The organism is Escherichia ruysiae (assembly GCF_031323975.1).
Lineage (GTDB): Bacteria > Pseudomonadota > Gammaproteobacteria > Enterobacterales > Enterobacteriaceae > Escherichia > Escherichia ruysiae.
On the sequence record NZ_JAVIWS010000001.1, the window covers coordinates 4,310,001 to 4,333,224 of the forward strand.

The window sequence follows — 23,224 nt, forward strand, 5'->3', positions numbered from 1 at the left end:
AGTCTAGTAAATCAGCGTCGAGCATGTTCTCAACGCTGATTTACTCATTACTACTAAAGGAAGGGGCCCAGGTCGAAATATGATGTTTTAGAACATCACCTTATGACCATATTGCTCAAGAATCCCTTTTACGCGCTCCATGGTTTCTTTTTTCGGTGGTTTCACACCGTCGAGTTTGTACTCTTCGCCCATCGCCACCCACTTATGTTTGCCTAACTCATGGTAGGGGAGGAGCTCGATTTTTTCGACGTTACCCATATCGCGAGTAAATTCACCGAGGCGATGAGCTGAATCGTCATCGTCAGACCAGCCAGGTACTACGACATAACGTATCCAGACTTTCACATTTTTGTTCGCCAGATATTTAGCAAACTCGAGTGTACGATGGTTGGAAACGCCTACCAGATTCTGGTGGATTTCGTCGTTCATCTGTTTGAGATCGAGCATTACCAGGTCGGTCACTTCCAGAAGTTCATCAATTACTGGATCGTAACGACGAACAAAACCGTTAGTGTCCAGACAGGTATGAATGCCTTCTTTTTTGCAGGCGCGGAACCAGTCGCGAACGAACTCGGCTTGCAGGATTGCTTCACCACCGGATGCGGTAACGCCGCCGCCGGAAGCGTTCATAAAGTGGCGATAGGTCACCACTTCCTTCATTAAATCTTCAACGGTAACTTCTTTACCGCCATGCGTGTCCCAGGTGTCGCGGTTATGACAATACAGGCAGCGCATCAGGCAGCCCTGGAAAAAGGTGATAAAGCGAATACCTGGACCGTCTACGGTTCCACAGGATTCAAAGGAGTGAATGCGACCAATAACTGACATTGCGGTGTTTCTCCAGATGTGGCCCATCTGAGGCCGTGTTGGTGCGCAGCTCGAAGGCTACGTCGAGTCTGTTTTGGCAGTTACCTTAAAGTATAGATAGCTGACAAAAAAGGCTCTCTTGCTAAAAAAGGCCCCACTTTCGTGGAGCCTTTATTGTACGCTTTTTACTGTACGATTTCAGTCAAATCTAATTACATAGATTGAGTGAAGGTACGAGTAATAACGTCCTGCTGCTGTTCTTTAGTCAGCGAGTTGAAACGTACTGCGTAGCCAGATACACGGATGGTCAGCTGCGGATATTTTTCCGGGTTTTCCATCGCGTCGAGCAGCATTTCACGGTTCATCACGTTAACGTTCAGGTGCTGACCACCTTCGATGGACGCTTCGTGGTGGAAGTAACCATCCATCAGACCTGCCAGGTTGGTCTTACGAACTTCGTCGTCTTTACCCAGTGCGTTCGGAACGATAGAGAAGGTGTAGGAGATACCATCTTTAGCGTAGGCGAACGGCAGTTTAGCAACGGAAGTCAGAGACGCTACAGCACCTTTCTGGTCACGACCGTGCATCGGGTTAGCACCCGGTCCGAACGGCGCGCCAGCACGACGACCGTCTGGGGTGTTACCCGTTTTCTTACCATACACAACGTTAGAAGTGATGGTCAGAACAGACTGAGTCGGGATAGCGTCACGGTAGGTGTGCAGTTTCTGAATTTTCTTCATGAAACGTTCTACCAGATCAACAGCCAGGTCATCTACACGCGGATCGTTGTTACCAAACTGCGGGTATTCGCCTTCGATTTCGAAGTCGATAGCCAGACCGTCTTCGTCACGAATCGGTTTAACTTTCGCATATTTGATTGCAGACAGGGAGTCAGCAGCAACGGACAGACCAGCGATACCACACGCCATGGTGCGGATAACGTCACGGTCGTGCAGCGCCATCAGAGAGGCTTCGTAGCTGTACTTGTCGTGCATGTAGTGGATGATATTCAGTGCAGTGATGTACTGTTTAGCCAGCCAGTCCATGAAGTGATCCATGCGCTCCATCACTTCATCGTAGTTCAGGACGTCGCCTTTGATCGGTTCAGATTTCGGACCAACCTGCATTTTCAGTTTTTCGTCAACGCCGCCGTTGATTGCGTACAGCATGGTTTTCGCCAGGTTTGCACGCGCACCGAAGAACTGCATTTGTTTACCAACGATCATCGGGCTTACGCAGCAAGCGATAGCGTAGTCATCGTTGTTGAAGTCCGGACGCATCAGGTCATCGTTCTCATACTGCAGAGAAGAGGTGTCGATGGACACTTTAGCGGCGAATTTCTTGAAGTTCAGCGGCAGTTTTTCAGACCACAGAATGGTCATGTTCGGTTCCGGAGACGGACCCATGGTGTACAGGGTGTTCAGGAAACGGAAGCTGTTTTTGGTAACCAGGGTACGACCGTCGAGGCCCATACCACCGATAGATTCGGTTGCCCAGATCGGGTCGCCAGAGAACAGTTCATCGTACTCCGGAGTACGCAGGAAGCGAACCATACGCAGTTTCATGACCAGGTGGTCAACCATTTCCTGCGCTTCTTGTTCGGTGATCTTGCCAGCTTTCAGGTCGCGTTCGATGTACACATCCAGGAAGGTGGAAGTACGACCGAAGGACATTGCAGCACCGTTCTGAGACTTAACAGCAGCCAGGTAGCCGAAGTAAGTCCACTGGATAGCTTCCTGAGCGTTGGTAGCCGGACCAGAGATGTCGTAGCCGTATTTAGCAGCCATTTCTTTCATCTGACCCAGAGCGCGGTGCTGTTCAGCGATTTCTTCGCGCAGACGGATGGTCTGTTCCAGGTTTACGCCGTTTTCCAGATCAGCCTGCAGAGAGGTGAACTGTGCCAGTTTGTCTTTCATCAGGTAGTCGATACCGTACAGCGCAACGCGACGGTAGTCACCGATGATACGACCACGGCCATAAGCATCTGGCAGGCCGGTCAGAACACCGGATTTACGGCAACGCAGGATGTCCGGAGTGTAAACGTCGAACACGCCCTGGTTGTGAGTTTTACGGTATTCAGTGAAGATTTTTTTGATCATCGGATCCAGTTCGCGGTTGTACGCTTTGCAGGAACCTTCGATCATTTTGATACCACCGAACGGGATAAGAGCACGTTTCAGCGGAGCTTCAGTCTGCAGACCAACGATTTTCTCAAGCTGCTTGTTGATGTAGCCAGCGTCGTGAGAAGTGATGGTGGAAGCAACAGCGGTGTCAAAGTCAACTGGCGCGTGAGTGCGGTTTTCCAGTTTAACGCCTTCCATTACTTTGTCCCACAGGGTGGTGGTCGCTTCAGTAGCGCCAGCCAGGAAGGACTCGTCACCCTCGTACGGAGTGTAGTTTTTCTGAATGAAGTCACGGACGTTTACTTCATTCTGCCAGTCACCTTTGGTAAAACCTTCCCAGGCTGTGGCTAACTTTTCATTAAGCTCGGACATGTAACACCTACCTTCTTAAGTGGATTTTTTATTTACTGCGTACTTCGACAACCATTAATGGTTGTCGTTTTCACGCAGGTAAATGACCCAGTATGTCAACCCAACCAACAAACCACCGCCGATAATATTACCGATCGTAACCGGAATCAGGTTATCAGTGATGAAGTTCATCACGGTCAGGTGAGAAAAATTTTCCGGTGCAGAACCGACAGCGGTCCAGAATTCCGGAGATGCGAAGTCGCGGATTACAATACCCATCGGGATCATAAACATGTTTGCGATACTGTGCTCAAAACCGCTGGCAACAAACATCGCGACCGGCAGCACCATGATAAACGCTTTGTCCATCAGGCTGCGGCCAGAATAGCTCATCCATACTGCCAGGCATACCATCAGGTTAGCCAGGATACCGAGGCAGACAGCCTCAATAAAAGTATGGTGTACTTTGTGGTCGGCGGTTTGTAGGACGTTTAGTCCCCATTGACCATTTGCGGTCATATACTCGCCGGAAAGCCACATTAAAAGCACAAATAACAACGCGCCGACCAGGTTGCCAAAATAGACGTTCAGCCAGTTTTTCGCTAACTGACCCCAGGTGATGCGCCCACTCGCCTTGGCAACAACAATCAACACTGTAGAAGTAAAGAGATCGGCTCCGCAGACAACACAAAGAATCAGCCCCAGAGAGAAGCAAATGCCGCCAACCAGTTTAGCCATGCCAAAGGGCATTGTGCCTGTGCCAGTAGTTGCTGTGATATAGAAGACGAATGCGATTGAGATGAAAACACCGGCGGTAATCGCCAGATAGAAAGTCTTAAGCGGATGTTTCGTTGCTTTATAGACACCTGCCTCTTCGGCCACTTTGGCCATTGCTGCAGGAAGTAAAAGATCAAAAGGGTTGTCAGCTTTCACACTAACTCTCTCTTTATTAAGTCGGCGACGAGATACTAACAAAGCATTATAGATGAGAAATTGATATAGATCATATCTCGCCTGGCTTATAGGCCCGTAACTCGCATGGTTTTTATGCAAATACGGAGTAAATATTTGATTATCCAAATAAAAATAAATTTTAAAAATTAACAAATGAGTTGAATTTTTTCCACATCCTCCGCTAAAACAGTTAATTAAAAGGGAGCATCAGACAAATAAAGTAACAATATCGATCGTATTTACTAAATACAAATTACCGATATTTAACTTTATAATTACAATTATTTTATTAATGCAAATATATGTAAAGCGGGGCATTAAAAAAACGCCCCGTAATATAACTCAGCCGAATCATTAAGCCTACATTGCGTAGGCTATTTGATTTTATTTTGCCCAGAATGCCGCTTTGGCACGCTGCAGCTTTTCGTAGGCTTTTAACAGCGACTGATGCGCCGCAAACGCGTGCAGATCGCTATCTACCGGTTGCAGGCCATAAAACGCCGCTTCGCCACTCATTGCCGCACTGGCTGCTTCTACCGCGTCTGCGCCGTACATACGAACGAAGGCATTCAGATATTGCAGCGGCTGGCGATCTTCTTCCTGCGCCAGCAATAACAATGTTTGCAGGCATCGATAATAGTTGGCGCGTTCCGGACTGAACACCGATGAGTTAAATTCCATCGTCCATTCAGTCCAGACCAGAGCTTGTTCCAGATCGCCGCCAGCCAGTGCCAGCATTGCTTTTAATTCACCGATACGCAGGGTATACCAACCGTTATCTGACCCGGTCGCCAGACCTAACAGCTCACGCACGCGGGTAAAGTCATCAAAACCTTCTTCATCCAGTTGCTCGATGAGGTTCAGGTAATCTTCTTTTTCCCACTCGCTGCCTGGTAGCGAAAGAATCGTTTCACGTAAATGGCTGCCCATACTGTTATTTGCCAGCCACAGATCTTCTGCCGGATAAATATCGGACATACCAGGTACGATAATGCGGCAAGCATAAACGCCCAGATGCTCGTAATCGGCAATATAAACTTCTTTATCCTCTTTGTTGAAGATAGCCATCAGCGTGGCGAACTCTTCTTCAGTGGTGCCAGAGAAATTCCAGTCCACAAACGGATAATCGGCATCTTGTTTGAAAAGATCCCAGGAGATCAAACCGCTGGAATCGATAAAGTGCGTTTCGAGGTTAGTATGTTCGGCGACTTCTTCATCATCGAAGGTCGGCGGAGTAAACACATCCAGATCTTTCAGGCCACGACCCTGCAGCAGCTCGGTCACGGTACGTTCCAGTGCAACGCCAAAATCAGGATGCGCGCCGAAGGAGGCAAAACAAGTGCCATTGGTCGGGTTGAACAGTACGACGCAGATCACTGGATACTGACCGCCAAGCGAGCCGTCATAAGCAAAGATTGGGAAACCTTCCGCTTCCAGTGTTTCGATCGCTTCAACTACAGCCGGATAACGTGCAAGCACCTCTGCCGGGATCTCCGGCAAGCTGATGCTTTCAGCAATAATGCGGTTTTTCACGTAGCGTTCGAAAACTTCGGACAACCCCTGAACGCGCGCCTCGTTGCGGGTATTGCCAGCGGACATACCATTGGAAACGTACAGGTTACCGATAATATTCATCGGAATATAGACGGTCTGATTGTCAGACTGGCGCGTAAACGGCAGGCCACATATACCGCGATCGTCATTACCGGATTGCAGATCAATCAGCATACTGCCGGTCAATTCATTTTCCGGGTCGTAAAATGCGCGCAGACGGTCATCAAGCAGGCCTTCCGGCACATCATCGTTTTCGGTTAGTGGAAACCATTTTTCGTTGGGATAATGGACGAACGAACCGTTGGCGATAGTTTCGCCCAGCCAGAAATCAGCAAAAAAGTAGTTGGTTGAGAGACGCTCGAAATATTCACCCAGAGCAGAAGCCAGCGCCGCTTTTTTGGTTGCGCCTTTACCGTTGGTAAAACACAGCGCGCACTCTTTGTCGCGAATATGTACAGACCAGACGTTAGGCACCGGATTCAGCCAGGAAGCTTCTTCAATCTGAAAACCGAGGTCGGAGAGTTTTTGCTGGAAGCGAGCGATGGAATCTTCCAGGGCGGCATCTTTGCCGGGGATAAATGTTTGTGTCATGAAAATCACTTTAGTCGTACGGAAAGCGCGCAATAATACGGGTTTTATCTCAAAGGCGCTATCACCGCCGCCACGCCGGTGAACTGTTGACTATGCTTTTAGCGGATAAATTACGATAAGAGCATAAAAATGAAGGCGTTCGATCTCCACCGTATGGCATTCGATAAAGTGCCGCTGGATTTTCTTGGCGAAGTCGCTCTACGCAGTCTCTATACCTTTGTACTGGTCTTTCTGTTTCTTAAAATGACAGGTAGGCGTGGAGTGCGGCAAATGTCGCTGTTTGAAGTGTTAATCATTCTGACACTGGGGTCGGCAGCAGGGGATGTGGCGTTTTACGACGATGTGCCGATGATCCCGGTGCTTATCGTCTTCATTACCCTGGCGTTGTTATACCGCCTTGTGATGTGGCTGATGGCGCACAGTGAGAAACTGGAAGATCTGCTGGAGGGCAAGCCGGTTGTCATTATTGAAGATGGCGAACTGGCCTGGTCGAAACTCAATAACTCCAACATGACGGAATTTGAGTTTTTTATGGAGCTGCGACTGCGTGGTGTAGAACAACTAGGACAGGTACGTCTGGCTATTCTTGAAACCAACGGTGAAATCAGCGTCTATTTCTTTGAAGATGACAAGGTGAAGCCGGGGTTACTTATTTTACCCAGTGATTGTACCCAGCGTTATAAAGTGGTGCCGGAGTCGGCGGACTATGCCTGCATCCGTTGCAGTGAAATCATTCACATGAAGGCGGGTGAAAAACAATTATGTCCGCGCTGTGCAAATCCAGAATGGACGAAGGCAAGTCGGGCAAAACGAGTGACCTGACAGCAAAAATATCGGTTTTTTTCCAATAATCCGAGATTTTCTATTGTGTGACGCGTACCGCATTTTTGCTCTCAACGGTTTTACCCATTGCGATGCGTGTCACTGAATGATAAAACCGATAGCCACAGGAATAACGTATTACCTGCGGTCGCAATCGATTGACCGGGGTTAATAGCAACGCAACGTGGTGAGGGGAAATGGCTCAAATCTTCAATTTTAGTTCTGGTCCGGCAATGCTACCGGCAGAGGTGCTTAAACAGGCTCAACAGGAACTGCGCGACTGGAACGGTCTTGGCACGTCGGTGATGGAAGTGAGCCACCGTGGCAAAGAGTTCATTCAGGTTGCAGAGGAAGCCGAGAAGGATTTTCGCGATCTTCTTAACGTCCCCTCCAGCTACAAAGTATTATTCTGTCACGGCGGCGGTCGCGGTCAGTTTGCTGCCGTACCTCTGAATATTCTTGGTGATAAAACCACCGCAGATTATGTTGATGCCGGCTACTGGGCGGCAAGCGCCATCAAAGAAGCGAAAAAATACTGCACGCCAAATGTGTTTGACGCCAAAGTGACTGTTGATGGCCTGCGCGCGGTTAAGCCAATGCGTGAATGGCATCTCTCAGATAATGCTGCTTATATGCATTACTGCCCGAATGAAACCATCGACGGTATCGCCATCGACGAAACGCCAGACTTCGGCAAAGATGTGGTGGTCGCTGCCGACTTTTCTTCAACGATTCTTTCCCGCCCGATTGATGTCAGCCGTTATGGCGTGATTTACGCTGGCGCGCAGAAAAATATCGGCCCGGCTGGCCTGACGATCGTTATTGTTCGCGAAGATTTGCTGGGTAAAGCAAATATCGCCTGCCCGTCGATTCTGGATTATTCCATCCTCAACGATAACGACTCCATGTTTAATACGCCGCCAACATTTGCCTGGTATTTATCTGGCCTGGTCTTCAAATGGCTAAAAGCGAACGGTGGCGTGGCTGCAATGGATAATATCAATCAGCAAAAAGCAGAACTGCTGTATGGCGTGATTGATAACAGCGATTTCTACCGTAATGATGTGGCGAAAGCTAACCGTTCGCGGATGAATGTGCCGTTCCAGTTAGCAGATAGTGCGCTTGACAAGCTGTTCCTCGAAGAGTCTTTTGCCGCTGGTCTTCATGCGCTGAAAGGTCACCGTGTAGTCGGCGGAATGCGCGCTTCTATTTATAACGCGATGCCGCTGGAAGGCGTTAAAGCTTTGACAGATTTCATGGTTGAGTTCGAACGTCGTCACGGCTAATGCCTAAAATTTGCTTAATCCCCACAGCCAGACTGTGGGGTTTTTATTTCGGTTGTAGAGAGTTGAGTTCATGGAATCCCTGACGTTACACCCCATCGCCCGTGTCGATGGCACTATTAATCTGCCTGGTTCCAAGAGCGTTTCTAACCGCGCTTTATTGTTGGCGGCATTAGCACACGGCAAAACAGTATTAACCAATCTGCTGGATAGCGATGATGTTCGTCATATGCTGAATGCGTTGCAGGCATTGGGAGTGAGCTATACGCTTTCTGCCGATCGTACGCGCTGCGAAATCATCGGTAACGGCGGTCCATTACATGCGGAAAATGCGCTGGAGTTGTTCCTGGGTAATGCGGGAACAGCGATGCGTCCGCTGGCGGCGGCACTTTGTCTGGGAAGCAATGATATTGTCCTGACGGGTGAGCCTCGCATGAAAGAGCGCCCGATTGGTCATCTGGTGGATGCGCTGCTCCAGGGCGGGGCGAAAATTACTTACCTGGAACAAGAGAATTACCCACCGCTGCGTTTACAGGGGGGTTTTGTGGGGGGCAACGTAGAAGTCGATGGCTCCGTTTCCAGCCAGTTCCTCACCGCACTGTTAATGACCGCGCCGCTTGCGTCGGAAGATACGGTTATTCGTATTAAAGGTGATCTGGTTTCTAAACCTTATATCGACATCACGCTCAACCTGATGAAGACGTTTGGTGTTGAAATTGAAAATCAGCACTATCAACAATTTGTCGTAAAAGGCGGGCAGTCTTATCAGTCTCCGGGGACTTATTTGGTCGAAGGCGATGCATCTTCAGCTTCTTACTTCCTGGCAGCAGCAGCAATCAAAGGCGGCACTGTAAAAGTGACCGGCATTGGACGCAACAGTATGCAGGGTGATATTCGCTTTGCTGATGTGCTGGAAAAAATGGGCGCGACCATTTGCTGGGGCGATGATTATATTTCCTGCACGCATGGTGAACTGAACGCCATCGATATGGATATGAACCATATTCCCGATGCGGCGATGACCATTGCTACAACGGCGCTTTTTGCGAAAGGCACCACCACGCTGCGCAATATTTATAACTGGCGCGTAAAAGAGACGGATCGCCTGTTTGCGATGGCAACAGAGTTGCGTAAAGTCGGTGCGGAAGTAGAAGAGGGACATGATTTCATTCGCATTACGCCGCCGGAAAAACTGAACTTTGCCGAGATAGCCACTTATAACGATCACCGCATGGCGATGTGTTTCTCGCTGGTGGCTTTGTCAGATACGCCGGTGACAATTCTTGACCCAAAATGTACGGCCAAAACATTTCCGGATTATTTCGAGCAACTGGCGCGGATTAGCCAGGCTGCCTGAATAAACGATGGGCAATAAATAGCCAAATCTTTCTTTATCAAAACGTCGACACATTGTCGGCGTTTTTTTTCGGACATTGTGAACCATTTTTATTGATGGTAGCGTTAACTGTCAATGTAAGTTGTTGATACATAATATTTATATATGATTAATCAACGGATGATTCACATGAAGAATACTAAATTACTGCTGGCGATTGCGACCTCTGCAGCATTGCTGACGGGGTGTCAGAATACACATGGTATTAATACCGATCTGGCCATCAGTTCCGGTTTAAATGCCTATAAAGCTGTAACGTTAAGCGATGCCGATGCAAAAGCGATTGCCAATCAGGGCTGTGCCGAAATGGACAGCGGCAATCAAGTCGCAAGTAAATCCAGCAAGTACGGTAAACGTCTGGCAAAAATCGCTAAAGCATTGGGTAACAATATTAACGGCACGCCGGTCAACTATAAGGTTTATATGACCAGCGACGTCAACGCATGGGCGATGGCGAACGGCTGTGTTCGTGTCTACAGTGGCCTGATGGACATGATGAACGACAACGAAATTGAAGGGGTTCTGGGCCATGAACTGGGCCACGTCGCATTGGGACACTCGCTGGCTGAAATGAAAGCCTCTTATGCGATTGTTGCCGCACGTGATGCGATTTCCGCCACCAGCGGTGTTGCTTCCCAGCTTTCCCGTTCACAATTAGGTGATATCGCAGAAGGCGCTATCAATGCTAAATACTCCCGCGATAAAGAGTCTGAAGCAGATGATTTCTCCTTTGATCTGCTGAAGAAACGTGGCATCAGCACCCAGGGACTGGTCGGTAGCTTTGAAAAACTGGCCAGCCTGGATGGCGGTCGTACCCAGTCCATGTTTGACTCTCACCCACCATCAACAGAGCGTGCGCAACACATCCGTGATCGTATCGCCTCTGGTAAGTAAATCATTGTCATCTTTCGGGCTGGTCCTTCGCCAGCCCGCTATAATTGCGCAATAAATCCCCATCTGAATACAGACAAAACTGGTTTTTGCACACAACGTTAACGATTTGTGGCGCCGACGCGTATAATGCGCGCGGTTATGTTAACGGTACGCCTGTTTTAAGGAGATAAAGATGACGGCAATTGCCCCGGTTATTACCATTGATGGCCCAAGCGGTGCAGGGAAAGGCACCTTGTGTAAGGCTATGGCGGAAGCGTTGCAATGGCATCTGCTGGACTCGGGTGCAATTTATCGCGTACTGGCGCTGGCGGCATTACATCACCATGTTGATGTGGCGTCAGAAGACGCTCTGGTGCCGCTGGCATCCCACCTGGATGTACGTTTTGTGTCAACCAATGGCAATCTGGAAGTGATCCTCGAAGGGGAAGATGTCAGCGGTGAAATTCGTACTCAGGAAGTGGCGAATGCCGCTTCACAAGTCGCCGCATTTCCTCGTGTTCGTGAAGCATTATTGCGTCGCCAACGTGCGTTTCGCGAATTGCCGGGCCTGATTGCCGATGGCCGCGACATGGGAACAGTGGTATTCCCTGATGCGCCAGTGAAAATATTCCTTGACGCCTCTTCGGAAGAACGTGCGCATCGCCGAATGCTACAGTTGCAGGAGAAGGGCTTTAGTGTTAACTTTGAACGCCTTTTGGCCGAGATCAAAGAACGCGATGACCGCGATCGTAACCGAGCGGTAGCGCCACTGGTTCCGGCAGCCGATGCTTTAGTGTTGGATTCCACCACCTTAAGCATTGAGCAAGTAATTGAAAAAGCGTTACACTACGCGCGCCAAAAATTGGCTCTCGCATAAGCGACCGAATTTGCAGTACCCCCGTTGCAATGGAATGACAGCGGGTATGTTAAACAACCCCATCCGGCACGGAGCCAGGTGGACGTTAAATATAAACCTGAAGATTAAACATGACTGAATCTTTTGCTCAACTCTTTGAAGAGTCCTTAAAAGAAATCGAAACCCGCCCGGGTTCTATCGTTCGTGGCGTTGTTGTTGCTATCGACAAAGACGTAGTACTGGTTGACGCTGGTCTGAAATCTGAGTCTGCCATCCCGGCTGAGCAGTTCAAAAACGCCCAGGGCGAGCTGGAAATCCAGGTAGGTGACGAAGTTGACGTTGCTCTGGACGCAGTAGAAGACGGCTTCGGTGAAACTCTGCTGTCCCGTGAGAAAGCTAAACGTCACGAAGCCTGGATCACGCTGGAAAAAGCTTACGAAGATGCTGAAACTGTTACCGGTGTTATCAACGGCAAAGTTAAGGGCGGCTTCACTGTTGAGCTGAACGGTATTCGTGCGTTCCTGCCTGGTTCTCTGGTAGACGTTCGTCCGGTGCGTGACACTCTGCACCTGGAAGGCAAAGAGCTTGAATTCAAAGTAATCAAGCTGGATCAGAAGCGCAACAACGTTGTTGTTTCTCGTCGTGCCGTTATCGAATCCGAAAACAGCGCAGAGCGCGATCAGCTGCTGGAAAACCTGCAGGAAGGCATGGAAGTTAAAGGTATCGTTAAGAACCTCACTGACTACGGTGCATTCGTTGATCTGGGCGGCGTTGACGGCCTGCTGCACATCACTGACATGGCCTGGAAACGCGTTAAGCATCCGAGCGAAATCGTCAACGTGGGCGACGAAATCACTGTTAAAGTGCTGAAGTTCGACCGCGAACGTACCCGTGTATCCCTGGGCCTGAAACAGCTGGGCGAAGATCCGTGGGTAGCTATCGCTAAACGTTATCCGGAAGGTACTAAACTGACTGGTCGCGTGACCAACCTGACCGACTACGGCTGCTTCGTTGAAATCGAAGAAGGCGTTGAAGGCCTGGTACACGTTTCCGAAATGGATTGGACCAACAAAAACATCCACCCGTCCAAAGTTGTTAACGTTGGCGATGTAGTGGAAGTTATGGTTCTGGATATCGACGAAGAACGTCGTCGTATCTCCCTGGGTCTGAAACAGTGCAAAGCTAACCCGTGGCAGCAGTTCGCGGAAACCCACAACAAGGGCGACCGTGTTGAAGGTAAAATCAAGTCTATCACTGACTTCGGTATCTTCATCGGCCTGGACGGCGGCATCGACGGCCTGGTTCACCTGTCTGACATCTCCTGGAACGTTGCAGGCGAAGAAGCAGTTCGTGAATACAAAAAAGGCGACGAAATCGCTGCAGTTGTTCTGCAAGTTGACGCAGAACGTGAACGTATCTCCCTGGGCGTTAAACAGCTCGCAGAAGATCCGTTCAACAACTGGGTTGCTCTGAACAAGAAAGGCGCTATCGTAACTGGTAAAGTAACTGCAGTTGACGCTAAAGGCGCAACCGTAGAACTGGCTGACGGCGTTGAAGGTTACCTGCGTGCTTCTGAAGCATCCCGTGACCGCGTTGAAGACGCTACCCTGGTTCTGAGCGTTGGCGACGAAGTTGAAGCTAAATTCACCGGCGTTGATCGTAAAAACCGCGCAATCAGCCTGTCTGTTCGTGCGAAAGACGAAGCTGACGAGAAAGATGCAATCGCAACTGTTAACAAACAGGAAGATGCAAACTTCTCCAACAACGCAATGGCTGAAGCTTTCAAAGCAGCTAAAGGCGAGTAATTCTCTGACTCTTCGGGATTTTTATTCCGAAGTTTGTTGAGTTTACTTGACAGATTGCAGGTTTCGTCCTGTAATCAAGCACTAAGGGCGGCTACGGCCGCCCTTAATCAATGCAGCAACAGCAGCCGCTTAATTTGCCTTTAAGGAACCGGAGGAATCATGACCAAGTCAGAATTGATAGAAAGACTTGCCAACCAGCAATCGCACATTCCCGCTAAGACGGTTGAAGATGCAGTAAAAGAGATGCTGGAGCATATGGCCTCGACTCTTGCGCAGGGCGAGCGTATTGAAATCCGCGGTTTCGGCAGTTTCTCTTTGCACTACCGCGCACCACGTACCGGACGTAATCCGAAGACTGGCGATAAAGTAGAACTGGAAGGAAAATACGTTCCTCACTTTAAACCAGGAAAAGAACTGCGCGATCGCGCCAATATTTACGGTTAAGTTTTCACTCAAACTTGAACGCGAGAAAAGCACCTGTCGGGTGCTTTTTTCATTTCTGTAATCTGGAACTGGAAGCTGCCTCGCAGAGTTTTGTGTAGTTTTCACCTTTCCGTTAAATTCTTCTGAACCCGTCTCGGGGAACGCAAAACTCCCGCCAGACAACCGTTCAACAAAGTTGCACACTTTCCAAAAACAGGGAGGGGTGCATGAAAATAACGACAGTCGGTGTATGCATTATTTGCGGAATTTTTCCGCTGCTGATTTTGCCGCAATTGCCTGGAACATTACCCCTTGCGTGTCTGACTGTCTTTGCCTGCGTACTGGCATTTATTCCTGTAAAAGCCGTTCGTTATTTCACGCTAACATTGCTGTTTTTCCTTTGGGGCGTATTGGCGGCAAAGCAAATTTTGTGGGCAGGAGAAACCTTAACTGGCGCGACGCAGGATGCAATTGTCGAAATTACTGCTACTGACGGCATGACCACTCATTACGCTCAAATTACCCATCTACAAGGTCGACGTCTTTTCCCTGCGCCAGGCATCGTGCTGTATGGCGAGTATCTGCCACAAGCGGTTTGTGCCGGACAACAATGGTCAATGAAACTCAGAGTTCGTGCGGTTCACGGTCAGCTTAATGATGGCGGCTTTGACAGCCAGCGTTATGCTATTGCCCAGCACCAGACTCTAACCGGGCGTTTTCTTCAGGCAAGAATCATTGAACCGGGGTGTAGTCTGCGGGCGCAATATCTGGCCTCTTTGCAAACGACCCTGCAACCTTATCTGTGGAAAGCGGTGATTCTTGGCTTAGGTATGGGTGAACGGTTATCTGTGCCTAAAGAAATCAAAGATATTATGCGCAATACTGGTACAGCGCATTTAATGGCTATATCGGGATTGCACATCGCTTTTGCGGCGTTGCTGGCAGCCGGGCTCATTCGCGTTGGGCAAATTTTCCTCCCTGGTCATTGGATCCACTGGCAGATGCCATTAATTGGCGGAATTTGCTGTGCCGCTTTTTATGCCTGGTTGACTGGTATGCAACCTCCGGCATTGCGTACCATCGTGGCGCTTGCAACGTGGGGAATGCTTAAGTTAAGTGGGCGACAATGGCGTGGCTGGGATGTCTGGTTATGCTGCCTTGCGGCAATATTGCTAATGGATCCTGTTGCCATCCTTTCACAAAGTTTGTGGCTCTCTGCTGCAGCGGTGGCGGCGCTGATTTTTTGGTATCAGTGGTTTCCCTGTCCGGTCTGGCCGCTGCCGCCAGTATTGCGCGCTATTGTTTCCTTCATCCATCTACAACTGGGAATAACGCTCCTGCTCATGCCAGTGCAAATAGTCATATTTCATGGCATTAGCCTGACCTCGTTTATAGCAAATCTGTTCGCTATTCCCTTAGTGACATTTATCACGGTTCCGTTGATTCTCGCCGCGATGATAGTGCATTTAAGCGGACCATTAATCGTGGAACAAGGATTATGGTTTCTGGTCGACAGATCTTTGGCTTTACTTTTCTGGTTGTTAAAGAGCTTGCCGGAAGGATGGGTCAACATTGCTGAACGTTGGCAATGGATATCATTTTTTCCCTGGTTATTACTGGTAGGATGGCGACTAAACGCATGGCGAACGTTGCCTGCGCTGTGCGTGGCTGGAGGCATAATGATGTGTTGTCCATTGTGGCAAAAACCACGGTCTGACGAGTGGCAGGTGTATATGCTTGATGTCGGGCAAGGGCTGGCAATGGTAATTGCGCGAAACGGCAAAGCGATTCTCTATGATACGGGGCTCGCCTGGCCAGAAGGTGACAGCGGGCAACAACTGATTGTCCCTTGGCTACGCTGGCATAACCTTGAACCGGAAGGCGTCATTCTGAGTCATGAGCATCTGGATCATCGGGGAGGGCTGGACTCGATATTACGTGTCTGGCCGACGTTATGGGTCAGAAGTCCTTTAAACTGGGAACATCATCAGCCCTGTATGCGTGGTGAAGCGTGGCAGTGGCAAGGATTACGTTTTAGCGCACACTGGCCTTTACAAGGTAGCAACGATAAAGGAAATAACCATTCCTGTGTGGTTAAGATTGATGACGGAACGTATAGCATTCTTTTAACCGGTGATATTGAAGCATTCGCTGAACAAAAAATGCTAAGTCGTTACTGGCAACACGTGCAGGCAACATTACTTCAGGTGCCCCATCATGGCAGTAATACCTCATCATCATTGCCATTAATTCAGCGTGTGAATGGAAAAGTGGCACTGGCATCGGCATCGCGCTATAACGCATGGCGACTACCCTCCAGTAAAGTTAAAAGACGCTATCAACTTCAGGGATATCAATGGGTTGACACCCAGCATCAGGGGCAAATAACCGTCGATTTTTCAGCGCAAGGCTGGCAGGTACGCAGCCTAAGAGAGCAAATTTTACCTCGTTGGTATCATCAGTGGTTTGGCGTGCCAGTGGATAACGGGTAGAATATGCGGCTATTTCAACAAATGCTGGTTTTTTGAATGCATAACGACAAAGATCTCTCTACGTGGCAGACATTCCGCCGACTGTGGCCAACCATTGCGCCTTTTAAAGCGGGTCTGATCGTGGCGGGCATAGCGTTAATTCTCAACGCAGCCAGCGATACCTTCATGTTATCGCTCCTTAAGCCACTTCTCGATGATGGCTTTGGTAAAACCGATCGCTCCGTGCTGATGTGGATGCCGCTGGTGGTTATTGGGCTGATGATTTTACGTGGTATCACCAGTTATATTTCCAGTTACTGCATCTCCTGGGTATCAGGAAAAGTGGTAATGACTATGCGTCGCCGCCTGTTTGGTCACATGATGGGAATGCCGGTGTCATTTTTTGACAAACAGTCAACCGGGACTCTGCTTTCACGTATTACTTACGATTCTGAACAGGTTGCTTCGTCGTCTTCCGGCGCGCTGATTACGGTGGTGCGTGAAGGTGCTTCCATTATCGGTCTGTTCGCCATGATGTTCTATTACAGCTGGCAGTTGTCGATCATTTTGATTGTGCTGGCGCCGATCGTCTCGATTGCGATTCGTATCGTATCGAAGCGTTTTCGCAGCATCAGTAAAAACATGCAGAACACCATGGGGCAGGTGACCACCAGTGCAGAACAGATGCTGAAAGGCCACAAAGAGGTGCTGATTTTTGGCGGCCAGGAAGTGGAAACGAAGCGTTTTGATAAGGTCAGCAACAAGATGCGTTTGCAGGGAATGAAGATGGTATCAGCCTCTTCTATCTCTGACCCAATCATTCAGCTGATTGCCTCTTTGGCGCTGGCGTTTGTTCTGTATGCAGCGAGCTTCCCAAGTGTAATGGATAGCCTGACAGCAGGTACGATTACCGTTGTCTTCTCTTCGATGATTGCACTGATGCGTCCGCTGAAATCGCTGACCAACGTTAACGCCCAATTCCAGCGTGGTATGGCGGCCTGTCAGACGCTGTTTACCATTCTGGATAGTGAACAGGAGAAAGACGAAGGTAAACGCGAGATTGAACGAGCAATCGGCGACGTCGAATTTCGCAATGTCACTTTTACCTATCCGGGGCGTGAAGTTCCCGCTCTGCGTAACATCAACCTAAAAATTCCGGCAGGGAAAACGGTCGCTCTGGTCGGACGTTCTGGTTCAGGTAAATCAACAATCGCCAGCTTGATCACGCGTTTCTACGATATTGATGAAGGCGAAATCCTGATGGATGGTCACGATCTGCGCGAGTATACCCTGGCGTCATTGCGTAACCAGGTTGCACTGGTATCGCAGAATGTCCATTTGTTTAACGATACGGTTGCCAACAACATTGCTTACGCACGTACAGACCAGTACAGCCGTGAGCAAATTGAAGAAGCGGCGCGTATGGCTTATGCCATGGACTTTATCAATAAGATGGATAACGGTCTTGATACGGTGATTGGTGAAAACGGCGTGTTGCTCTCTGGCGGTCAGCGCCAGCGTATCGCTATCGCTCGAGCTTTGTTGCGTGACAGCCCGATTCTGATCCTTGATGAAGCCACCTCGGCGCTGGATACAGAATCCGAACGTGCGATTCAGGCGGCGCTTGACGAGCTACAGAAAAACCGTACCTCACTGGTGATTGCTCACCGTTTGTCTACCATTGAAAAGGCAGACGAAATTGTGGTCGTTGAGGATGGTGTCATTGTGGAACGCGGCACGCATAACGATTTGCTTGAGCACCGTGGTGTCTACGCGCAACTTCACAAAATGCAATTTGGTCAATGATCGAAAAAATCTGGTCTGGTGAATCTCCTTTGTGGCGGCTGTTGCTGCCACTCTCCTGGTTGTATGGTCTGGTGAGTGGCGCTATCCGTCTTTGCTATAAACTAAAACTGAAGCGCGCATGGCGTGCCCCGGTGCCAGTTGTGGTGGTCGGTAATCTCACCGCAGGTGGCAACGGGAAAACCCCGGTCGTTGTCTGGCTGGTAGAACAACTGCAAAAACGTGGTATTCGTGTTGGTGTTGTATCCCGGGGCTATGGCGGTAAGGCCGAGTCGTATCCGATGTTATTGTCGGCAGAGACCACCACAGCACAGGCGGGTGATGAACCGGTGCTGATTTATCAGCGTACTGGCGCGCCTGTTGCAGTTTCTCCCGTGCGTTCTGATGCGGTAAAAGCCATTCTGGCGCAACATCCTGATGTGCAGCTCATCGTAACCGACGACGGTTTACAGCATTATCGTCTGGCGCGTGATGTGGAAATCGTCGTTATTGATGGTGTGCGTCGCTTTGGCAATGGCTGGTGGTTGCCGGCGGGGCCAATGCGTGAGCGAGCGGGGCGCTTAAAGTCGGTTGATGCGGTAATCGTCAACGGCGGTGTCCCCCGCAGCGGTGAAATCCCCATGCATCTGCTGCCGGGTCAGGCGGTGAATTTACGTACCGGTACGCGTTGTGACGTTGCTCAGCTTGAACATGTGGTGGCAATGGCGGGGATTGGTCATCCGCCGCGCTTTTTTGCCACGCTGAAGATGTGTGGTGTGCAACCGGAAAAATGTGTGCCGTTGTCCGATCATCAGTCTTTGAATCATGCAGATGTCAGCGCATTGTTAAGTGCCGGGCAAACACTGGTTATGACTGAAAAAGATGCGGTGAAATGCCGGGGCTTTGCAGAAGAAAATTGGTGGTATTTGCCCGTTGACGCACAGTTTTCGGGCGCTGAGCCAGAGAAACTGCTCGCGCAACTTTCCTCGCTGGCTTCTGGCAACTAATTCGCAGCAGCAGCGTTCAATTGATGGAGCCATGAATGACGCTGCCGTATATCTCTCTTGCTGATGCACGTAATCTTCATCTCGCTGCGCAAGGTCTGTTAAAAAAATCTCGTCGTCGCGCGTTGCCGCAAGATGTTCTGGCAGCTATCTCCCGCATGTCCTTGCTGCAAATCGACACTATCAATATCGTTGCTCGCAGCCCTTATTTGGTGCTTTTTAGTCGTCTGGGTAATTATCCTCCGCAGTGGCTGGACGAGTCGCTGGCGCATGGCGAATTAATGGAATACTGGGCGCATGAAGCCTGCTTTATGCCACGTAGTGATTTTCATCTCATTCGCCACCGGATGCTGGCGCCAGAAAAAATGGGCTGGAAATATCAAGACGCCTGGATGCGGGAACATGCAGAAGAAATTGAACAGTTACTTCAGTACATTCAGGATAACGGACCCGTACGTTCAGCCGATTTTGCTCATCCCCGCAAAGGGGCAAGCGGTTGGTGGGAGTGGAAGCCGCATAAACGCCATCTGGAAGGGCTGTTTACTGCTGGAAAGGTTATGGTGATTGAAAGGCGTAATTTCCAGCGCATTTATGATTTAACCCATCGCGTCATGCCGCACTGGGATGATAAGTGTGACCTCGTTTCGCAAACAGAAGCAGAAATCACTATGCTGGATAACAGTGCGCGTAGCCTGGGAATATTCCGCGAACAGTGGCTGGCGGATTACTATCGCCTTAAACGCCCGGCGCTGGCTGCCTGGCGTGATGTGCGTGCTGAACAGCAGAAAATTATCCCCGTAAATGTGGAGAGGTTAGGACAACTCTGGCTGCATATTAATTTGTTGCCTCTTCTCGAAACAGCTCTCGCGGGGAAACTCACCGCGACGCATAGCACTGTACTGTCACCCTTTGACCCTGTCGTCTGGGATCGCAAACGCGCAGAGCAGCTTTTTGATTTTAGCTACCGGCTGGAATGCTACACGCCGGCACCGAAACGCCAGTATGGCTATTTCGTTCTGCCGTTACTGCATCGTGGACAATTAGTTGGGCGAATGGATGCTAAAATGCATCGCCAGACGGGCGTCCTTGAAGTTATCGCCCTTTGGTTACAGGATGGCATCAAACTGACTGCTTCTCTTCAAAAAGGATTATGCCAGGCGATTACCGATTTTGCTGGCTGGCAGCAGGCAACGCGAGTGACATTAGGGCGCTGCCCACACGGTCTCTTTAGTGATTGCCGCACAGGCTGGGAAATAGCCCCCTGGGCATAAATGATTATGATAAGATTTATGCATTCATAACCCGATCCATCTGGAGGAACTATGGATCATCGTCTGCTTGAAATCGTTGCCTGCCCGGTTTGCAACGGCAAACTTTGGTATAACCAGGAAAAACAAGAACTGATTTGCAAACTGGATAACCTGGCTTTCCCGCTGCGCGATGGCATCCCAGTGCTGTTGGAAACGGAAGCCCGCGTGCTGACTGCTGATGAGAGTAAATCATGAGTTTTGTGGTGATTATTCCTGCACGCTACGCTTCTACGCGTCTGCCTGGTAAACCGTTGGTCGATATTAACGGTAAGCCGATGATCGTTCATGTTCTTGAACGCGCCCGCGAATCAGGAGCCGATCGCATCATTGTCGCAACCGATCATCAAGATGTTGCCCGCGCTGTTGAAGCGGCAGGAGGGGAAGTGTGCATGACGCGCGCCGATCATCAGTCAGGCACCGAACGCCTGGCGGAAGTTGTCGAAAAATGCGCGTTCAGCGACGACACGGTGATTGTTAATGTGCAGGGCGATGAGCCAATGATCCCTGCGACAATCATTCGTCAGGTTGCTGATAATCTCGCCCAGCGTGAAGTAGGCATGGCTACTCTGGCTGTACCTATCCACAGTGCGGAAGAAGCCTTTAATCCGAATGCGGTTAAAGTAGTGCTTGACGCTGAAGGTTATGCGCTTTACTTCTCACGAGCCACCATTCCGTGGGATCGTGACCGTTTTGCAAAAGGTCTGGAAACTGTTGGTGATAACTTCCTGCGTCATCTTGGTATTTATGGCTACCGTGCAGGCTTTATCCGTCGTTACGTCACCTGGCAGCCAAGTCCGTTAGAACACATCGAAATGTTAGAGCAGCTTCGCGTACTGTGGTACGGCGAAAAAATCCACGTTGCTGTTGCCCAGGAAGTTCCTGGTACAGGAGTGGATACCCCTGAAGATCTCGAGCGCGTTCGCGCTGAAATGCTCTAAACTGATTTCACGACACTCCACCTGATTTTGGGGGGAGTGTCGTACCGTTACGATTTTCCTCATTTTTCTTTTCAACAATTGATCTCATTCAGGTGACATCTTTTACATTGGCGCTCATTATGAAGGCAGTAGCTTTTATGAGGGTAATCTGAATGGAACAGCTGCGTGCCGAATTAAGCCATTTACTGGGCGAAAAACTCAGTCGTATTGAGTGCGTCAATGAAAAAGCGGATACGGCGTTGTGGGCTTTGTATGACAGCCAGGGAAACCCAATGCCGTTAATGGCGAGAAGCTTTAGTACGCCAGGCCAGGCCCGCCAGTTGGCATGGAAGACCACCATGCTGGCGCGCAGCGGGACTGTTCGTATGCCAACCATCTATGGAGTGATGACACATGAAGAACATCCTGGCCCCGATGTCCTGTTACTGGAGCGGATGCGTGGTGTTTCTGTAGAAGCTCCCGCGCGTACACCGGAACGCTGGGAGCATCTGAAAGAGCAAATTGTTGAAGCTCTGCTGGCCTGGCATCGACAGGACAGTCGAGGTTGCGTCGGCGCAGTCGACAACACTCAGGAAAATTTCTGGCCCTCCTGGTATCGGCAACATGTTGAAGTGCTATGGACCACGCTCAATCAGTTCCATAACACCGGACTAACGATGCAGGATAAGCGTATCCTGTTCCGCACTCGCGAATGTCTTCCGGCCTTATTTGAAGGCTTTAACGACAATTGTGTGCTGATTCATGGCAATTTCTGTTTGCGCAGCATGTTGAAAGATTCTCGTAGCGATCAATTACTGGCGATGGTAGGGCCGGGCCTCATGCTTTGGGCGCCACGTGAGTATGAGCTGTTCCGGTTGATGGATAACACTCTGGCAGAAGATTTACTCTGGAGTTACCTGCAACGCGCGCCAGTGGCGGAGTCTTTCATCTGGCGGCGTTGGCTGTATGTGTTATGGGATGAAGTTGCGCAACTGGTCAATACCGGACGGTTTAGTCGGCGCAACTTCGATCTGGCATCAAAATCACTCCTTCCCTGGCTCGCCTGACGAACCTTTCAGCCACTGCCAGATGCGACCAAGCGTTTCATAGCCTACACGGTCGCTATGCATCAACCAGACCGGAGAGGGAATTGCCCGTTCCCACGGATTAAGCGGCGAGTCGATTGCCAGCTGATTCGCCGGGGCTGGCAGCGGATTCAGGCCTTCCTGCTGGAAAAAGATCATCGCGCGCGGCAAATGAGACGCAGATGTCACCAGCAGGAAAGGGGCGTCACCAATGGCCTGTTTCACTGCGGCTGCTTCTTCTTCGGTATCTTTTGGCAAATCCAGCGTAATAATTTGTTCACGCGGCACGCCCAGCGATTGCGCCACTCTGGCACCTACTTCCGCTGTACTCACCGTATTGGTTTTTGCTACGCCTCCCGTGAAGATCAGTTTTGATCCCGGATTCTCGCGCCATAAACGAATACCTTCATTCAGGCGCGGCAAACTATTATTGATTAAATTTGAACTTGGTGCCCACTGCGGGTTCCAGGTATAACCACCTCCGAGCACCACGATATAGTCCACTTTTTGTGCATTATTCCATGTCGGATAAGTGCTTTCGATGGGACGCAGCAGGCGGTCGGCTACCGGTTGCAAACTTAATAACAAAAGCGCCAACCATCCTGCGCTAATAAATATCTTTCCAGTTTTTTGAAAACGGCTAAACCACAGTAGCACCAGACCCACACCGATAATCAACAACATTAGCGGAAGCGGCAGCAGCATACCGCCAATCACTTTTTTCAGTGTAAAAAGCATCCTTTCTGGTTCCTTTTTTAACCATATAGCGAGGGATCGACAGTGATATTACACCAGACGGGTTCATTCTCGCCGTGGC

The 23,224-nt window shown here is 49.8% G+C and carries 19 protein-coding genes; 14 read left to right on the forward strand and 5 right to left on the reverse strand.

The window, feature by feature from the left end; genetic code table 11:
• Window positions 1-87 precede the first annotated feature (87 nt).
• The 4 genes from pflA to ycaO form a co-directional block, all read right to left on the reverse strand.
• Window positions 88-828 (reverse strand): pyruvate formate lyase 1-activating protein, encoded by a 741-nt coding sequence (gene pflA / locus RGV86_RS20585; protein ID WP_000111043.1) that lies wholly within the window; start codon window positions 826-828, stop codon window positions 88-90.
• A 191-nt stretch (window positions 829-1,019) separates the two neighbouring features.
• Window positions 1,020-3,302, reverse strand: coding sequence for a formate C-acetyltransferase (pflB, locus tag RGV86_RS20590; protein ID WP_001292822.1), 2,283 nt, complete (start codon window positions 3,300-3,302; stop codon window positions 1,020-1,022).
• A gap of 54 nt (window positions 3,303-3,356) precedes the next feature.
• The gene (gene focA, locus RGV86_RS20595) at window positions 3,357-4,214 is read right to left on the reverse strand and encodes a formate transporter FocA (RefSeq protein WP_000642547.1); all 858 of its coding nucleotides are present in this window, start codon (window positions 4,212-4,214) and stop codon (window positions 3,357-3,359) included.
• 405 nt (window positions 4,215-4,619) lie between these two features.
• Entirely contained in the window at window positions 4,620-6,380 is a 1,761-nt protein-coding gene (gene ycaO, locus RGV86_RS20600) for a 30S ribosomal protein S12 methylthiotransferase accessory factor YcaO (RefSeq protein WP_010344476.1), read from the reverse strand.
• A gap of 129 nt (window positions 6,381-6,509) precedes the next feature.
• On the opposite strand from ycaO, the gene RGV86_RS20605 reads away from it, so the two are divergent.
• The 14 genes from RGV86_RS20605 to RGV86_RS20670 all read left to right on the forward strand — a co-directional run bounded on the left by RGV86_RS20605 (window position 6,510) and on the right by RGV86_RS20670 (window position 22,389).
• Window positions 6,510-7,202 carry a DUF421 domain-containing protein gene (locus tag RGV86_RS20605; RefSeq protein WP_000642857.1) on the forward strand — a complete coding sequence of 231 codons (693 nt, stop codon included), beginning with the start codon at window positions 6,510-6,512 and terminating at the stop codon, window positions 7,200-7,202.
• 197 nt (window positions 7,203-7,399) lie between these two features.
• A complete protein-coding gene (gene serC / locus RGV86_RS20610; protein ID WP_085460583.1) occupies window positions 7,400-8,488 on the forward strand; it encodes a 3-phosphoserine/phosphohydroxythreonine transaminase in 1,089 nt (362 codons plus the stop codon).
• 70 nt (window positions 8,489-8,558) lie between these two features.
• Complete coding sequence (aroA, locus tag RGV86_RS20615) at window positions 8,559-9,842, forward strand: 3-phosphoshikimate 1-carboxyvinyltransferase (protein WP_085460584.1); 1,284 nt, start codon at window positions 8,559-8,561, stop codon at window positions 9,840-9,842.
• A 168-nt stretch (window positions 9,843-10,010) separates the two neighbouring features.
• On the forward strand, window positions 10,011-10,775 hold the full coding sequence (gene ycaL, locus RGV86_RS20620) for a metallopeptidase YcaL (RefSeq protein WP_010344473.1): 765 nt from the start codon (window positions 10,011-10,013) through the stop codon (window positions 10,773-10,775).
• Window positions 10,776-10,947: 172 nt separating this feature from the next.
• Window positions 10,948-11,631 carry a (d)CMP kinase gene (gene cmk, locus RGV86_RS20625; RefSeq protein WP_000125014.1) on the forward strand — a complete coding sequence of 228 codons (684 nt, stop codon included), beginning with the start codon at window positions 10,948-10,950 and terminating at the stop codon, window positions 11,629-11,631.
• Between the two features lie 110 nt (window positions 11,632-11,741).
• A complete protein-coding gene (rpsA, locus tag RGV86_RS20630; RefSeq protein WP_000140327.1) occupies window positions 11,742-13,415 on the forward strand; it encodes a 30S ribosomal protein S1 in 1,674 nt (557 codons plus the stop codon).
• 159 nt (window positions 13,416-13,574) lie between these two features.
• Window positions 13,575-13,859, forward strand: a complete 285-nt coding sequence (gene ihfB / locus RGV86_RS20635; RefSeq protein WP_000167328.1) for an integration host factor subunit beta — start codon at window positions 13,575-13,577, stop codon at window positions 13,857-13,859.
• 206 nt (window positions 13,860-14,065) lie between these two features.
• Window positions 14,066-16,330 carry a ComEC family protein gene (locus RGV86_RS20640; protein WP_085460585.1) on the forward strand — a complete coding sequence of 755 codons (2,265 nt, stop codon included), beginning with the start codon at window positions 14,066-14,068 and terminating at the stop codon, window positions 16,328-16,330.
• Window positions 16,331-16,366: 36 nt separating this feature from the next.
• Window positions 16,367-18,115: a lipid A ABC transporter ATP-binding protein/permease MsbA gene (msbA, locus tag RGV86_RS20645; protein ID WP_000551251.1), complete on the forward strand. Its 1,749-nt coding sequence runs from the start codon at window positions 16,367-16,369 to the stop codon at window positions 18,113-18,115.
• Window positions 18,112-19,098 carry a tetraacyldisaccharide 4'-kinase gene (gene lpxK / locus RGV86_RS20650; RefSeq protein ID WP_000570520.1) on the forward strand — a complete coding sequence of 329 codons (987 nt, stop codon included), beginning with the start codon at window positions 18,112-18,114 and terminating at the stop codon, window positions 19,096-19,098. Before msbA ends, lpxK begins: the two co-directional genes overlap by 4 nt.
• A 35-nt stretch (window positions 19,099-19,133) precedes the next feature.
• Window positions 19,134-20,366: a crosslink repair DNA glycosylase YcaQ gene (ycaQ, locus tag RGV86_RS20655; protein WP_309508441.1), complete on the forward strand. Its 1,233-nt coding sequence runs from the start codon at window positions 19,134-19,136 to the stop codon at window positions 20,364-20,366.
• Window positions 20,367-20,417: 51 nt separating this feature from the next.
• Window positions 20,418-20,600, forward strand: a complete 183-nt coding sequence (gene ycaR, locus RGV86_RS20660) for a protein YcaR (RefSeq protein ID WP_000350069.1) — start codon at window positions 20,418-20,420, stop codon at window positions 20,598-20,600.
• Window positions 20,597-21,343, forward strand: coding sequence for a 3-deoxy-manno-octulosonate cytidylyltransferase (gene kdsB / locus RGV86_RS20665; RefSeq protein ID WP_000011598.1), 747 nt, complete (start codon window positions 20,597-20,599; stop codon window positions 21,341-21,343). Before ycaR ends, kdsB begins: the two co-directional genes overlap by 4 nt.
• Before the next feature lie 152 nt (window positions 21,344-21,495).
• Window positions 21,496-22,389, forward strand: a complete 894-nt coding sequence (locus RGV86_RS20670) for a YcbJ family phosphotransferase (RefSeq protein ID WP_000436930.1) — start codon at window positions 21,496-21,498, stop codon at window positions 22,387-22,389.
• On the opposite strand, the gene elyC is transcribed toward RGV86_RS20670, so the two are convergent.
• On the reverse strand, window positions 22,366-23,145 hold the full coding sequence (gene elyC, locus RGV86_RS20675; protein ID WP_000899558.1) for an envelope biogenesis factor ElyC: 780 nt from the start codon (window positions 23,143-23,145) through the stop codon (window positions 22,366-22,368). The genes RGV86_RS20670 and elyC overlap by 24 nt on opposite strands.
• Between the last annotated feature and the right edge of the window lie 79 nt (window positions 23,146-23,224).